We start from the raw sequence: 14,723 nt of genomic DNA, 5'->3' as shown, positions 1-14,723 counted from the left end.
CCACTAATTAAGATTACATATTAGGATAGTTTGGCCCGCCTGCACCTTCTGGTACAACCCAATTAATATTTTGAGTTGGGTCTTTGATATCACAAGTTTTACAATGTACGCAGTTTTGAGCATTTATCTGCAATTGTTTTTCACCTTGTTGAGATTCAATGATTTCATACACACCTGCGGGGCAGTAACGCTGAGCAGGCTCATCATATAATGCCAAATTAACCGTAATTGGTACCGTGCTGTCTTTAAGTTTTAAGTGACAAGGCTGTTCTTCTTCATGATTAGTATTTGACAAGAAAACAGAAGATAATTTGTCAAAACTTAGAATACCATCGTGTTTAGGGTAATCAATTTTGACGCAATCTTGTGTCTTTTTAAGCTGTACATGGTCAGCGATATCATCTTTGAAAGTAAAGGGCAGATTACCCTTAAACCAGTTTTGTTCTAAGGTGTTAAAAGCTCCGCCCAAAAAGGTACCAAATTTATGTAAAGCAGGGCCGAAATTACGTGATCTGAACAATTCATCATACAACCAAGAGTCTTTGAACATCTGAGTGTAACTGGTTAAATCCTGCGAAGGAGATGCATCGGCTTGGTTCAATACCTCCATAAGTGATTCAGCAGCTATTAACCCAGACTTCATCGCAGTGTGATTACCCTTGATTTTGGCAAAATTTAAGGTCCCCGCGTCACAACCTAACAACAAACCTCCTGGAAATGTCATTTTCGGTAAAGAATTAAAACCACCTTTAGCAAGAGCCCTTGCGCCATAAGACACTCGTTTACCGCCTTCAAGATACTGTTTGAATACAGGGTGATGTTTGAGCCTCTGGAATTCATCAAAAGGACTTAAATGTGTGTTGCTATAATTCAAGTCTAAAATTAGTCCGACTAATACTTGGTTGTTCTCTGCATGGTAAAGATAAGAACCACCTGTAGCATCGGTAATAGGCCAGCCAGCAGTATGCACAACTAAACCTTCTTGATGTTTGGCGGGATCTATATCCCAAATTTCCTTAAAGCCAATACCGTAATGTTGCGGAGATTGTCCTTTGTCCAACTCGAATTTTTCAATCAGCTGTTTGCCTAAATGCCCACGGCAACCTTCAGCAAATACAGTGTATTTGGCTTTGAGTTCCATACCGGGCATAAACGAATCTTTAGGTTGACCTTCTTTATCAAGGCCCATATCGCCGGTGATCACACCACCAACGCTTCCATCTTCGTTAAAAAGCACTTCTGAAGCAGAAAATCCAGGAAATATCTCGACGCCTAGCGCTTCAGCTTGTTCGGCCAACCAGCGACACACATTACCCATACTCACAATATAATTGCCATCGTTGTGCATAGTTTTAGGTGTCATAAAACCAGGGATTTTTGTCCCTTTACTTTCATTGCTGAGCCAATAAATATCATCTCCAGTAACCGGAGTATTAAGAGGAGCACCTTTTTCTTTCCAATCTGGAAATAATTCATCTAATGCGCGTGTTTCAAACACTGCACCAGATAAAATATGCGCTCCTACTTCTGAACCTTTTTCTACTACACAAACCATTAATTCTTGGTTTTTTTCCTGGGCAATTTGCATCAACCGACACGCAGTTGACAGACCAGCAGGGCCAGCACCGACTATTACTACATCAAACTCCATCGATTCTCGTTCCACTTGTTTGTCCTCTTTTTAGTTTCAACTATTCATAAAAATGTATTTAACTATTCATAAAAAAAATACTTAGGAACCTTATTTATAAGCATATTATAGTCGGCAAATGTCTATTATTGCACCAGATTTCGCTTTTAATAGGATCAATACTTGTACTAATAAACATCATAATAAGATTATATAATATTTTGCAAATCACATGAAATACCTTTATTTAACAAAATGTTAATTAATGTCTTAGTCTTAAAGCAAGATGATCCTAAACATAATACACTGCATATACTATGACATATAATACCTGTTTATAGCGTCGGTCATAACCAATGATTGTAAATTGATATCCGTGTTGACGTTAACGTCAACACAAAGTAAATTGTCGTCAACTTGATTTGAGTCGTTTGATAACTTAAATTTTAAACTTTATACCTGTAAGTAGAGGTGAAAATGAAAATTCTTGTACCAGTAAAACGCGCCATTGATTACAATGTAAAAGTCAGGGTTAAACCAGATAACAGCGCTGTAGATTTAACTAACGCTAAAATGTCAATTAATCCTTTTTGTGAAATTGCTGTAGAAGAAGCTGTTCGCCTGAAAGAGAAGGGTGTAGCCACAGAAATAGTCGTAGTATCCATTGGCGATAAAAGCTGTCAAGAGCAAATTCGTACGTCTCTTGCACTGGGTGCAGATCGCGGTATTCAAATTGACACTGATTTGATCCTTGATTCGTTACAAATAGCTAAATTATTGCAAAAGGTGGTTGAACAAGAGTCGCCAGATCTTGTTATTTTGGGTAAGCAATCCATCGACTCTGACAATAACCAAACTGGTCAAATGCTAGCTGCATTAACAGGTATGCCACAGGCTACATTTGCTTCTGAGATATCAGTAGATGCGGGTAAAATAAAAGTTACTCGTGAAATTGATGGTGGTCTACAAACTATCGAATTGACGTTACCAGCAGTTGTTACGACAGACTTAAGACTAAATGAACCTCGGTATGCTTCTCTGCCAAATATAATGAAAGCTAAGCGTAAACCTTTAGAGGTTAAGCCTGCTGCTGATTTTGGTGTTGATCTAACATCAAGTGTTAAAGTTCTGAAAGTTGAGGCGCCTGCACAGCGCAAAGGCGGAATTATGGTGGCTAATGTTGCTGAATTAGTCGAGAAATTAAGAAATGAAGCGAAGGTGATCTAATGGCTATTTTAGTATACGCAGAACATGACAACGAACAGCTTAAGACCGAAACGCACAAGCTTATGCATGCGGCATCACAAATTGGTGGTGAAATACATTTACTAGTTGCTGGCTTCGAGTGTGAAGCTGTTGCGACACAAGCCGCTAAAATAGATGGCGTGAGTAGGGTGTTATTGGCCGACAGCGCTGAATACGCCCAACAAATGGCTGAAAACATTGCTGAATTAGTTACCGAGCTAGGTAAAGATGCTAGCCATGTCTTGGCGGCAGCTACCACCACCGGCAAAAACTTTATGCCCAGAGTTGCAGCCTTGTTAGATGTTGCTCAGATTTCTGACATAATTAAAGTTGAAAGTGCTGACACATTTCTTCGTCCGATATATGCTGGCAATGCCATTGCGACTGTTCAATCGTCTGACAAAATCAAAGTGATTACGGTTAGAACTGCTGCATTTGATGCAGCAGGTGAAAATAATGCCGCACCTGTGGAAGCTTGCACGATAGTAAAATCACTTGATAAATCAGCTTTCGTTTCTGCCGAGTTAACAGAATCTGAAAGACCAGAATTAACTGCTGCAGATATTATTATTTCTGGTGGTCGTGGTATGCAAAATGGTGAAAACTTTAAATTGCTAGATGGTATTGCAGATAAACTTGGTGCTGCCATGGGTGCTTCAAGAGCGGCTGTTGATGCTGGTTTTGTTCCAAACGATATGCAAGTAGGGCAAACAGGTAAAATTGTTGCTCCTAATCTATACATTGCTGTGGGTATTTCAGGAGCAATTCAACATTTAGCTGGTATGAAAGACTCGAAAGTAATTGTTGCTATTAACAAAGACGAAGAAGCACCAATTTTCCAAGTAGCCGATTATGGCTTAGTGGGTGATTTGTTTGATGTATTGCCAGAGCTTGAAGCTACTTTATAGTTAACATTAAAACGTTTTGACTAAGCCATGGCTATTCAAGCCATGGCTTTTTTGTATATGTCGTCTTTTAAATTTTTCCTATAAAACATATATGAGTTTTAATTTTTTTATTAAGCTTGATATCTGTCTTTAGCATAATTAGTTAGAAACAGAATTATTATTCTAAACATTATTGCTTTGCATTAGTTTTCACTTAATCCAAATTTGCTGTAGTTACTCATCGCAACATAAGTAAAATAGCGTTTCTAAAAATAACTGATATTAATAACTAAAATTTTTTACAGCTTCTTTTGTTGATGTTTAAAAGGTTGGGCTGGAACAATGCCAAAAATATACAAACAAACCTTAAACAAAGGGATACATTAGGTGAAAGGTATGCAATAAACTAATCAGACTGCAGTGAGGCTGTTACCAATACAATCTTTAGGAAATAACGCTCGAACTTCAAAAAATAATTTGAAGTGAACCTTGCAGTGAATATTTGGTTATATGAAATTTTCAAAGAAAACGTCCAGCCTTTCCATATTCTCATGGAGTAAACCGCTATCCACAGATTCTCCGGCTATGTTTAAGAAATAAATGCTAGGAGAAATATCATCTAGATAAAATAAGATGAGCTTTTATCCATGTTTGAATTAACACACTTATGCCGATATATTTAACGAGGGGTTCCCCCTAATTTAAATAGGTGTTTAGACGGTGAAACTACACAGTAACTTCACCTTTCTGTAATTAATTGTTTATACCTTTATAACCGAGTTATCAGCAGAAAATAATGGGGAAAGTATGTAGGCATCAGCCTCCCAATCATTTTCCCATGCCTTATCATCTAGCAAATATTTAAACTGATATTGCGAGTCTTTATCTAAACTAACAGTAGCCGTAAAGTCTCCATTTTTAAGTTTTTTCATTGGTGCGCAAAGTATATCCCACTCGTTAAAGTCTCCCAATAAACGTACGTAGTCTGCATCATGTGCTTGTTCTTTGGGTAACTTAAATGTCACTTTGCACACTGCCTTAGATTTCAAATATTGTTTTTTAAATGCCATGCTATTTTTCCTAGTAACGTTATGTATAAATTAAACTATTGTGGCTAATGACTGCTTAACATCTGTCTTAATGTACAAAATACGTGCAATGAAGTGTTAAATTAGTGCAAGCGAATGGTTGCACTAATTAATTGTAGTAATCACTTAAACTATTGATAATTATATGTTCCATACCGCCTACCTAGTTATGTACTTAGATTCATTTATATTTTACTGATAAATTATGAAAGTCTGTATTTATAGAATTTAATTTAGTGCAAAAAACGTGCGACTTTTTGATTTACACTAACTTTTAGTCTTAACGTTTAAACTTTTTTGCATACTGACTAGGAGATAATCCAGCGTGTTTTTTAAATTAAACGCGTAAATGAGCTTAGGTCATCATAGCCAACTTGAGTGACTATCCGGTCGATACTGTCATGAGTTGTTTCGAGCTGTTTTTTAGCCGCTTCAATACGTAAGGTTTGTAAATATTCTAGCGGGTTCTGTTCGGTGGCTTTTTTGAATCGTCGATTAAAGGTTCTTAAGGTTAGATTGACCAACAAAGGTAAATCGCTCACGGCGACCCTTTGGCTATAGTTTGATTCTAGCCATTCCTGAACAAGCAACACATCGGGGTCCTGATGATATTTTTTAGTGAGAATGTTGGCATAAGCAACTTGTTCACCTCGATAAATATCAATAACATGTGCTTTAGCGGTTGTGGTGGCTACATCATGACCGCAATAGCGCTCAATCAACATCAGGGCTAAATCAAACCAAGCCATACCTCCACCAGAACAATAGATATTGTGTGCAGAAGTGATCATCTTTTCTGCACACAAATTAACATTAGGATAGCGAGATTTAAACAGGCTGGCATATCCCCAATGTGTCGTCGCTTCTTTACCATCCAACAAACCGGCTTCTGCTAATAAAAAAGCTCCACTGCAATTGCTAGCAATATCAGAATGGTTATCAAAATGTTTTTGAATATGTGCCAATAGGGGCTGGTTGTTATTAATCACATTAATGAGTTCGCCACCTATAGTGGGGATCAGTAATAAGTCAGTATGTTCGACATCTTCAATCGCAATATGACTATTGATCACTAACTGATTAATGCAGCGTACAGGACGTTTTTTTAGCGATGCAATTTGCACCTCAAAAAATGGCGAAGGTTGTTGGCCTTGCATTCGTTGCCATGTCACTCCGGCTAAAGCAAACAAGTCGAGGGCGCCAGTTATGGCGCTTGCATAAGCCTGATCAAAGCCAAGAATGGTTACTTTAAACACTATAAATAACTGCAATGATTAGTCTCAAATAACACCCCGTTATAACTGTCGTAAATGACCATTAATATGTCATATATGACAATAATAGCGAAGTGATAATTTTGTCAATCTACTACCATTACTTACTTAATTGCAGTTTTCAGCTGTAAACACTTTTAAAGGTTGAAGGATATGAACAACGAATTGGTTAAACGCAAAGAATTAGCGTTTCAATTATACGAAGTATTAGACACCGAAAACCTTTGTGATCGAGAAAGGTTTGTCGAGCATAACCGCGAAACATTTGATGCGGTGATGGATATCGCAAACAAAATTGCCACTGAAAAGTTTGCCACACATAATGCCAAAGGTGACGCTAACGAGCCAACTTTTGATGGTCAAAAAGTACATATGATACCTGAGGTAAAAGAAGCCTTTGACGCATATGTTGAATCAGGCTTAATTGCAGGACGCTTTGACTTCGAGGAAGGCGGCATGCAGTTACCAGAAACCATTATGACTGCTTGTGCTGGTTATTTTATGGCAGCCAACCCTTCTAGTACCGGCTATCCCTTTTTGACAATGGCTGCTGCAAATGTGATCCGCAACTTTGCATCACAACAGCTAAAAGATGCTTTTATGCCTAAAATGTTAACGGGTGAGTTTACTGGCACTATGGCGTTGACAGAGCCCCATGCAGGTTCGTCTTTGGCTGATATTCATACCACAGCAATCAAACATGAAGACGGAAACTATCGCCTTAAAGGCAATAAAATTTATATCTCCGGCGGTGACCATGAACTGTCCGACAACATAGTACATTTGGTTTTAGCTAAAATTAAAGGTGCACCAGCGGGTGTCAAGGGTATTTCATTATTTGTGGTGCCTAAGTTTCGTCTTGATGAAGCTGGAAACCCAACTCAAAGAAATGATGTTGCCTTAGCAGGTCTTATTCATAAGATGGGATATAGAGGAACCACCTCCACAGCGCTAAGCTTTGGTGAAAAAGAAGACTGCCACGGATATCTAATAGGCGAAGAGCATCAAGGTCTTCGTTACATGTTTTTAATGATGAATGAAGCTCGTTTAGGCGTGGGTTTTGGTGCGGCGATGATAGGCTACAGTGGATATCAGTATTCTTTAGAGTATGCCAAGGAACGCACCCAAGGACGTGTTGCACCTAACAACAAACCAACAGATAAAGCTGCCACCATTATTCAACATGGCGATGTTAAACGGATGCTATTGGCACAAAAGTCCTATGTAGAAGGTGCCATGGCACTATGTTTTTACGCCGCGCGCTTGGTCGATGATTCTCATACACTCACTACAGATGATGAAAAACGACAAGCATCAGAGTTGTTGGACTTGCTGACGCCTATAGTAAAAGCATGGCCATCAGAGTTCGGACCAAAAGCCAATGATTTGGCCATACAAGTGTTAGGTGGTGCAGGTTATACGCGAGAATACCCGGTTGAACAATGCTGGCGTGACAATAGGCTTAATCCCATACACGAAGGCACTAACGGTATTCAAGCATTGGATTTACTCACTCGTAAACTGTGGCAAGCCAATGGTTCTGGACTGAAACTATTACAACAAAGAATGGAACATGATTTTGCCCAAGTGACGGGGACACAAAGTCAGAAGTTGATAGCAAATTTATTGCCATATATAAAACACATGCAGTCCTTGCTGCCTATACTTGCAAAACATTTAAAGTCTGAAAAACAACCGGTGTTGTTAGCTAACGCAACGTGCTTTATGAATGTATTCGGCCAAGTTGTAATGAGCTGGTTGTGGATACGTCAGGCAAATGTAGCTGAGAACGCATTAACCTCAGCAAATCTATCTGATGAAGATAAGGCATTTTATTTAGGAAAAGTGCAAGCAGCTAAGTATTTTGTACGCTGGGAATTGCCTGCAGTGCAAAGAGATATTGCGTTATTAAATGATATGGATGACAGCTGCAGTGAAATGCAAGCTGAATGGTTTTAATCGATTCATCAATTAGATGTTAAAACATAAATAGATATGGAGACATTATGAAGAATAAACAATTCTTATTGGCATCAAGACCTGTGGGAACACCCACTAGAAAAGACTGGGATTTTGTAGAAAACGATGTTGCTGAATTAGCTGACAATCAAGTCTTAATTCAAGTGGAGTACATTTCTTTGGACCCCGCGATGCGTGGTTGGATGAATGACGGTAAATCTTACATAGAACCGGTACAAATTGGTGGCGTGATGCGTGCTGGGACCGTTGGCAAAGTGCTTAAGTCTACCAGTAGTCAATTTTCAGAAGGTGATTACGTGTATGGTCATTGTGGTGTTCAAAAGTATGCCGTAGTGGGCATTGAGGGACTCCACAAAATAGATCCAAGCTTAGCACCATTAGAGCGATATCTAGGGGTGTTAGGTATGCCTGGAATGACTGCTTATTTTGGCTTGTTAAATACTGGTTTACCTAAAGCTGGTGAAACAGTCGTGGTATCAGGTGCCGCTGGAGCCGTAGGCTCAGTTGTCGGACAAATAGCTAAGATAAAAGGCTGCAAAGTCGTGGGGATTGCTGGCGGTGCTGACAAATGTGCCTACCTTGTGGACGAGTTAGGTTTTGATGCGGCCATTGATTATAAAAATGAGAACGTGAAAAAAGCGCTACGAGTTGCCTGTCCTAAGGGCGTTGACGTGTATTTCGATAATGTTGGTGGTGACATACTTGATGATGTGTTAACCCAAATTCGTATGAAGGCGCGAATAGTAATCTGTGGTGCTATCAGCCAATATAACAATACAACGGCTGTAAAAGGTCCGTCTAACTATCTTACTTTATTGGTCAATAGGGCTAGGATGGAAGGCATTGTAGTATTTGATAATGTTGCTAATTATTCTAAAGCAGCAGCTGAAATGGCAGGTTGGATTGCGGAGGGTAAATTAGTCGCTAAAGAGCATGTGGTTAAAGGCATCGAGCATTTCCCTGAAACACTATTGATGCTATTTAACGGTGAAAACATGGGTAAATTAGTCCTTAAAGTAGATGCAGATTAATAAGAACAAGTCAGTGACATATTCACAGAGTGAGGAAATTTTATGAAAAAAGATATTTTTGATTTAACCGGTAGAGTCGCGTTAATTACAGGTGCAAGCCGAGGTATAGGTGAGTCTATAGCACGATTACTTGCTGCCTATGGCGCAAGAGTGATTGTTTCTAGTCGCAAGATTGATGGTTGTGAAGCCGTTGCACAAAGCATTCGCGACGACGGTGGTGATGCAGTTGCTATGGCATGTCATGTTGGTGAAATGGCGCAGATTGAAAACATTTTTGAGCAAATTAGCGAGAAATATGGACGTTTGGATATTCTAGTTAACAACGCAGCGGCTAATCCATATTTTGGTCATATATTAGATACTGATTTAGCGGCATTTGATAAAACGGTTGATGTAAATATTCGTGGATATTTCTTTATGTCGACCGCAGCCGGTAAAATGATGAAAGAGCAGGGCGGGGGAGTTATATTGAATACTGCGTCTATAAACGGTATTTCACCAGGTATGGGACAAGGTATATATTCCATCACTAAAGCTGCAGTTATTAGTATGACGAAGTCCTTTGCGAAAGAATGCGGACCGTTAAATATTAGGGTAAACGCTCTATTACCCGGTTTAACTGAGACCAAATTTGCTTCAGCGTTAACGGGTAATGAAAAAATATTAAAGACAGCCTTGATGCAAATTCCTCTTGGACGTACCGCACAACCAGATGAGATGGCAGGCACTGTATTATATTTGGTTTCGGATGCATCTAGCTACACTACAGGTACTACTGTAGTGGTCGATGGTGGTTTTTTAAGTTAAATTTTTAAAGAATGTTATTCTATCTAAGGCAATCATTTAGTTGCCTTAGATGGCCGTTTATTATACAAGGCTTATTATGTTGAAGTGCTAACGTGGCCGATATTTTACTCGATAGTTAAAAAACACGACTGATCGCCATCGATATATTTGGTATGAGTGAGGCTTTTTTATCACTGCTTAAAGATGTTAATATTGACGACTCATTTGTTGCTGTGGTGCCTTATCAGCCACCTCATCCTGTCATTCAAAAATGAAGCGCAAGCGTATCAATGCTTTCAAGATTATGGTGGGATTACTGCTTATATTGAGAGTTTGAAGCAGCACTTAAAATGTAATCTAGGTATAAAGCAAGTCATTGGTTTTAGTGCTGGTGCAGCCGCAATTTACAAGGCTGTGTCTGAACTATCAAATGAGGGCATTTCAATAAACAACTTTGCGCTTACTTTGTTTTATCCTAGTCAAATTCGTCATTATTTAGGCAGCCATCTCAATTGCCGATGTCATATCATCTTCCCTGAGTTTGAACCGCATTTTTCATTACCAGATGTTATCCAGGTGCCGCAACAACAATCAGGCATTAAGGTGGAACAAAGCAGCTATCACCACGGATTTATGAATAAGGATTCAAGCGCCTTTGAACAATCGGCTTATAATCATTATTGCCAAATGCTAATTCGACTTCTCGCCAAGGTGTAAACCTTCTCTCTCGAGTTTATTGTTGTAAATAATGCGTAACGTAAGACACTAAAATCTATAAAGATTTTGTATTTATTATTTTGCTAAATGACCCAGTAATGCGTTTTAATAGGATTGTAATTTTCTTCAATCTTGTCTAAGGCATACTGCATGTTCAAACTTACAAAAAACGGCTTAATATTAGCCAGTGTAACCTCTTTCCTATTTGGCTGTTCCGCAACCCAAACTGCTGCCCCCCTTGTTGGTAATAGTGTCGCTGCGTCGCCAAAGTTAATCAAGGCAGCTCAGACAGTTACAAGCAGTATTCAGACTAAGTTATTAACTCTAGAAATGATTATGGCTGATCCTGATTGGATGGGTCGTCAGCCGACATCTGCATATTGGGGGGACGATAGCCAGAGTGTCTATTACCAACAAAAACAACTAGCCTCACCAGTGTTTGATTTATGGGAGAAACCCATAAATCAAACAGGTAAGGGTAATAAGGTTGAATTAACGCAGTTACATTTACACGACTATAACAGTCGAATATTAAACCAAACAAAAGACCTTACAGCATGGGTGTTTGAAGGTAATATTTTTGTTAAAAGCCTATCTGATAATAAGGTAAAACAACTTACAAAAGACAATAAGCAGCCGAATAATTTAGTCTTTTTAAATGATGGTCGTTTAAGCTTCCAAAGTGGTGATGCTATCTATGCGATCCATCCGGATCATGGTCTATATGAGCAATTAGTGTCATGGCAATTTGCTGACGAACCTACTGCTGTGGAAGAGCCAGAGGATTATATTGCGGAGCAGCAGCAGCAATTAATCGAGGTAGTCGCGTTAAAACGTCAGCAAAAAAGATTACGTTTTGAAAAAAAGCAACAACTTGCACAACAAAATAAAACACTTGCCCCTGCTGATTTTTATTTTCCTGAAGATAATGAAACCGTAGCAGCCAGCTTATCATCAAACGGTAAGTGGCTAGTGTTGGTAGAACAGACTGAATCAAGCTGGCGCGATGATAGTGATATTATGCCGAACTACATCAACGACGATGGAAGAATAACCACCGACAATGTGCGCCGCAGGGTAGCAGATGCCAAACCAGTGAAACACAACATTTGGTTACTTAATATAGATACAAGGTCAAAACGCAAACTCAGCTATAACAGCTTGCCTGGGTATAATGAAGACGTATTGGAAGCGGTGAAGCGAGAGAACGCACAAGCTAAGGGTGGAACATATACCGCTAATCGCCTACCTAGAGATATTAGTCTTATGCAGGACTGGTATTGGTCGCAAGGTGCTATTCAATGGCATAACAACGGTGAAAATGTTGCCATTATGCTAGAAGCATGGGACAACAAAGACCGCTGGCTTGCTACTGTTGATACTGCTAGCGCAACGTTGGTAAATCAACACAGATTGCATGATGACGCTTGGGTTAATTATAAGTTCAACAGCTTTGGTTGGTTAAATAGAAGTACTGATTTGTACTATTTGTCTGAGGAAACTGGCTATTCACAGCTGTATATTAAACCTTTAAATGGTCAAGCAAGAGCAGTGACTTCCGGTAACTTTGAGGTGGATTCTTTGACGTTAACTTCTGACGATCAATTTATGTATTTTAAGGGAAATAAAAAACATCCTGGCATATACGAGATATATCGTGTTGCTTTAGCTGAGAACACACTTCAACAAATAACTAATCTAAATGGTATGACCGATTATCAATTAAGCCCAGATGAACAGGCTTTATTGCTCACTCATTCCAGCTTGGTTCGACCCCCAGAGTTATATTTACAATCGGTTGAAAATCAGGACGCAGTTCAGCTAACACATACAATTAGTCAGGTATTTTTAGATATTAATTGGCTTGCCCCCGATATAGTGCCAATTAAATCCACACACACGAAACATCCAATATATTCTCGCGTTTATACGCCCAGAGATATGCAACCTGGTCAAAAGTCCAAGGCTGTTGTGTTTAATCATGGTGCTGGATATTTGCAAAACTCGCATCTGGGTTGGTCTGGTTATTTCAGAGAGTTTATGTTCCATAATTTGTTAGTACAACAAGGTTATGTGGTACTAGATATGGATTATCGGGCCTCAGCTGGTTATGGAAGAGATTGGCGCACCGCTATCTACAGGCAAATGGGGACCCCTGAAATTCAAGACCTAGAAGACGGTGTTGACTGGTTGGTTGAAAATCTAGAGGTTGATGCCAACAGAGTAGGGACTTATGGTGGTTCTTATGGTGGCTTTCTGACTTTTATGGCATTATTTAATTCTCCTGATTTGTTTCAAGCTGGGGCAGCATTAAGACCTGTTAGCGACTGGGCGCACTATAATCATGGTTATACTTCAAACATACTTAATATGCCCGATGTTGATCCTATAGCCTACGAAAGGAGCTCGCCTATCTATTTCGCTGAAGGATTAGAGAAGCCATTGCTGATTAACGCTCCCATGATAGACAGTAATGTTTTCTTTGTGGATGTCGTGAGACTCGTTCAGCGTTTGATTGAATTAGAAAAGCAGGATTTTGAAACGGCTATTTACCCAGTTGAATCACATGGATTTGTGCAACCTAGTTCATGGTTGGATGAGTACAGAAGGATTTATAAATTGTTTGAAACCAACCTATAAACTTATATTTTATAAATTGCCCCCTGAAATCACAAGCATTTTAGAGGGGCATAACTGTTTCAAGGGATGAAGAATTTTCGATTATTACGATGCCAAGCTCGGCAATTGTTTCGAGCGTATTTGTAGCCGTGAATAATATTTATCACATTGGTGATAAATACATTAAATGTAATTATCTTAAACGCAGCTCAATTCTTTACCTTAAGCCACAATGCACTCAGTAAATATTGCAATGATTAACATCTATTAGGCTTCAAATTTGGCCTCGTTTATTGTGACCTTTAACACAAATTCTAACCACTGATTTTGACGATTTAGCGTGTCATTATTATGACATTGGTTGAGGCTTCCGTATTAAAAAATAATACAAAATTATAATACTGCCAGTGATAGTACCGAATAAGTGTGCATCAACGGCCACATTGGCTGCTATGAGTCCAGCTACCTCTTCACTAGCACCAAATATTTGTTCATGAATAACCTTAAGCCAGACACCAATCAACATTAACCATCCGCTTCTGAAAGAATTCCTAATATCAAAATAAGCACCGATAATAAATAAGCCATGAAGCACGCCTGATAAACCGACATACCATTGCATCTGTTGGTCGAAAAAATATAAGCCAATTGCGGTTCCTAAACATAACACCAAGAATTGAATTAAATAACGTGGCATTTTGTAGTAATGACCATGCAAGGCCCATAACAATGCTAATCCAGCGGTGTTTAATAATAAATGGGGGGTGTTGGTGTGCAGGAAATGCCCTGTTATGAGACGCCACCACTGAAAATTATTAAGCTGACATCTGTCGTAAGCGAACAAATGACTGCTCATCGGCTCGGTTAAGGCCATAACAATACTAACGATGACTACCAATAATGGAGCTAAACTGTATTTTGCTTGAACAGGTAAATTGAACATATGATATTTATAAATTGTTAATATTGTTATGATAACTAATTTTTATTGGATAAGTTAGCTTCAGTTTTAACTGATTTTTCAAGTGGTAAAATCTTTGTTCATCCCAACAGCAGCCATTTTAGTATTGTTGATAAAGAGGGTAATGCAGTCTCTATGACCACCAGTGTTGAATTTGCTTTTGGCTCCTGGGTCATGGTTGATGGATTAAATGAATCAGTTCTGAACCTGTTGAGCTTAAAAAACGGCACTCGTAGTGCGAGTAGCGCAAACTATTATGGGTGTATTTGATTGGGGGTTAGACATCCAACAAGCCATCAACTTACCTAAAGTAACCAATAGGAATGATTATAAAGCACCAGTAAAAGACATTCAGATTGAGGGATTAAAGCCAATGCTTGAGAAAATAGGCCACAAGGTTCAAATTAGAGATTTAAACAGCGTGCTGCACTGTATTCAAATAAACGACGGAGTACTAATTGATGGGGCAGACATCAGAAGAGAAGACGTAGCAGTAGGATTCTAG

The 14,723-nt window shown here is 39.0% G+C and carries 12 protein-coding genes and 1 pseudogene; 9 read left to right on the top strand and 4 right to left on the bottom strand.

The features are described 5' to 3' along the window. Positions 1-13: 13 nt before the first annotated feature. Positions 14-1,651 (bottom strand): electron transfer flavoprotein-ubiquinone oxidoreductase, encoded by a 1,638-nt coding sequence (locus C427_RS12425; RefSeq protein ID WP_007635741.1) that lies wholly within the window; start codon positions 1,649-1,651, stop codon positions 14-16. A 456-nt stretch (positions 1,652-2,107) separates the two neighbouring features. Here C427_RS12425 and C427_RS12420 point away from each other — a divergent pair, with 456 nt between their 5' ends. Then, positions 2,108-2,857, top strand: a complete 750-nt coding sequence (locus C427_RS12420; RefSeq protein WP_007635739.1) for an electron transfer flavoprotein subunit beta/FixA family protein — start codon at positions 2,108-2,110, stop codon at positions 2,855-2,857. Beyond that, positions 2,857-3,783, top strand: a complete 927-nt coding sequence (locus tag C427_RS12415; RefSeq protein ID WP_007635737.1) for an electron transfer flavoprotein subunit alpha/FixB family protein — start codon at positions 2,857-2,859, stop codon at positions 3,781-3,783. Before C427_RS12420 ends, C427_RS12415 begins: the two co-directional genes overlap by 1 nt. A gap of 740 nt (positions 3,784-4,523) precedes the next feature. Here C427_RS12415 and C427_RS12410 read toward each other — a convergent pair. Both C427_RS12410 and C427_RS12405 read right to left on the bottom strand, forming a co-directional pair. Continuing rightward, entirely contained in the window at positions 4,524-4,832 is a 309-nt protein-coding gene (locus tag C427_RS12410; protein WP_007635735.1) for an isoamylase early set domain-containing protein, read from the bottom strand. Positions 4,833-5,130: 298 nt separating this feature from the next. Then, a pseudogene (locus C427_RS12405) lies at positions 5,131-6,106 on the bottom strand (GlxA family transcriptional regulator). A 171-nt stretch (positions 6,107-6,277) separates the two neighbouring features. On the opposite strand from C427_RS12405, the gene C427_RS12400 reads away from it, so the two are divergent. From C427_RS12400 to C427_RS12380, 5 genes are all read left to right on the top strand, one after another. Continuing rightward, on the top strand, positions 6,278-8,083 hold the full coding sequence (locus C427_RS12400; protein WP_007635731.1) for an acyl-CoA dehydrogenase: 1,806 nt from the start codon (positions 6,278-6,280) through the stop codon (positions 8,081-8,083). A gap of 47 nt (positions 8,084-8,130) precedes the next feature. Continuing rightward, on the top strand, positions 8,131-9,135 hold the full coding sequence (locus C427_RS12395) for an NADP-dependent oxidoreductase (RefSeq protein WP_007635729.1): 1,005 nt from the start codon (positions 8,131-8,133) through the stop codon (positions 9,133-9,135). Positions 9,136-9,177: 42 nt separating this feature from the next. Continuing rightward, complete coding sequence (locus tag C427_RS12390; RefSeq protein WP_007635723.1) at positions 9,178-9,942, top strand: SDR family oxidoreductase; 765 nt, start codon at positions 9,178-9,180, stop codon at positions 9,940-9,942. Between the two features lie 192 nt (positions 9,943-10,134). Continuing rightward, the gene (locus tag C427_RS12385; RefSeq protein ID WP_007635721.1) at positions 10,135-10,638 is read left to right on the top strand and encodes a hypothetical protein; all 504 of its coding nucleotides are present in this window, start codon (positions 10,135-10,137) and stop codon (positions 10,636-10,638) included. A 150-nt stretch (positions 10,639-10,788) separates the two neighbouring features. Then, positions 10,789-13,278 carry a S9 family peptidase gene (locus tag C427_RS12380; protein WP_007635719.1) on the top strand — a complete coding sequence of 830 codons (2,490 nt, stop codon included), beginning with the start codon at positions 10,789-10,791 and terminating at the stop codon, positions 13,276-13,278. A gap of 328 nt (positions 13,279-13,606) precedes the next feature. Here C427_RS12380 and rrtA read toward each other — a convergent pair whose 3' ends face one another. After that, on the bottom strand, positions 13,607-14,200 hold the full coding sequence (rrtA, locus tag C427_RS12375) for a rhombosortase (protein WP_007635717.1): 594 nt from the start codon (positions 14,198-14,200) through the stop codon (positions 13,607-13,609). Positions 14,201-14,245: 45 nt separating this feature from the next. On the opposite strand from rrtA, the gene C427_RS27535 reads away from it, so the two are divergent. Continuing rightward, a complete protein-coding gene (locus tag C427_RS27535) occupies positions 14,246-14,488 on the top strand; it encodes a gamma-glutamyltransferase (RefSeq protein WP_015430907.1) in 243 nt (80 codons plus the stop codon). After that, positions 14,454-14,723, top strand: a complete 270-nt coding sequence (locus C427_RS24950; protein WP_236613698.1) for a gamma-glutamyltransferase — start codon at positions 14,454-14,456, stop codon at positions 14,721-14,723. The genes C427_RS27535 and C427_RS24950 overlap by 35 nt, the downstream gene beginning before the upstream one ends.

Origin of the sequence: Paraglaciecola psychrophila 170, assembly GCF_000347635.1 — a bacterium.
Taxonomy (GTDB): domain Bacteria; phylum Pseudomonadota; class Gammaproteobacteria; order Enterobacterales; family Alteromonadaceae; genus Paraglaciecola; species Paraglaciecola psychrophila.
Note: the sequence above shows the minus strand (reverse complement) of the source record. Positions and strands in the feature narration are given on the sequence as shown.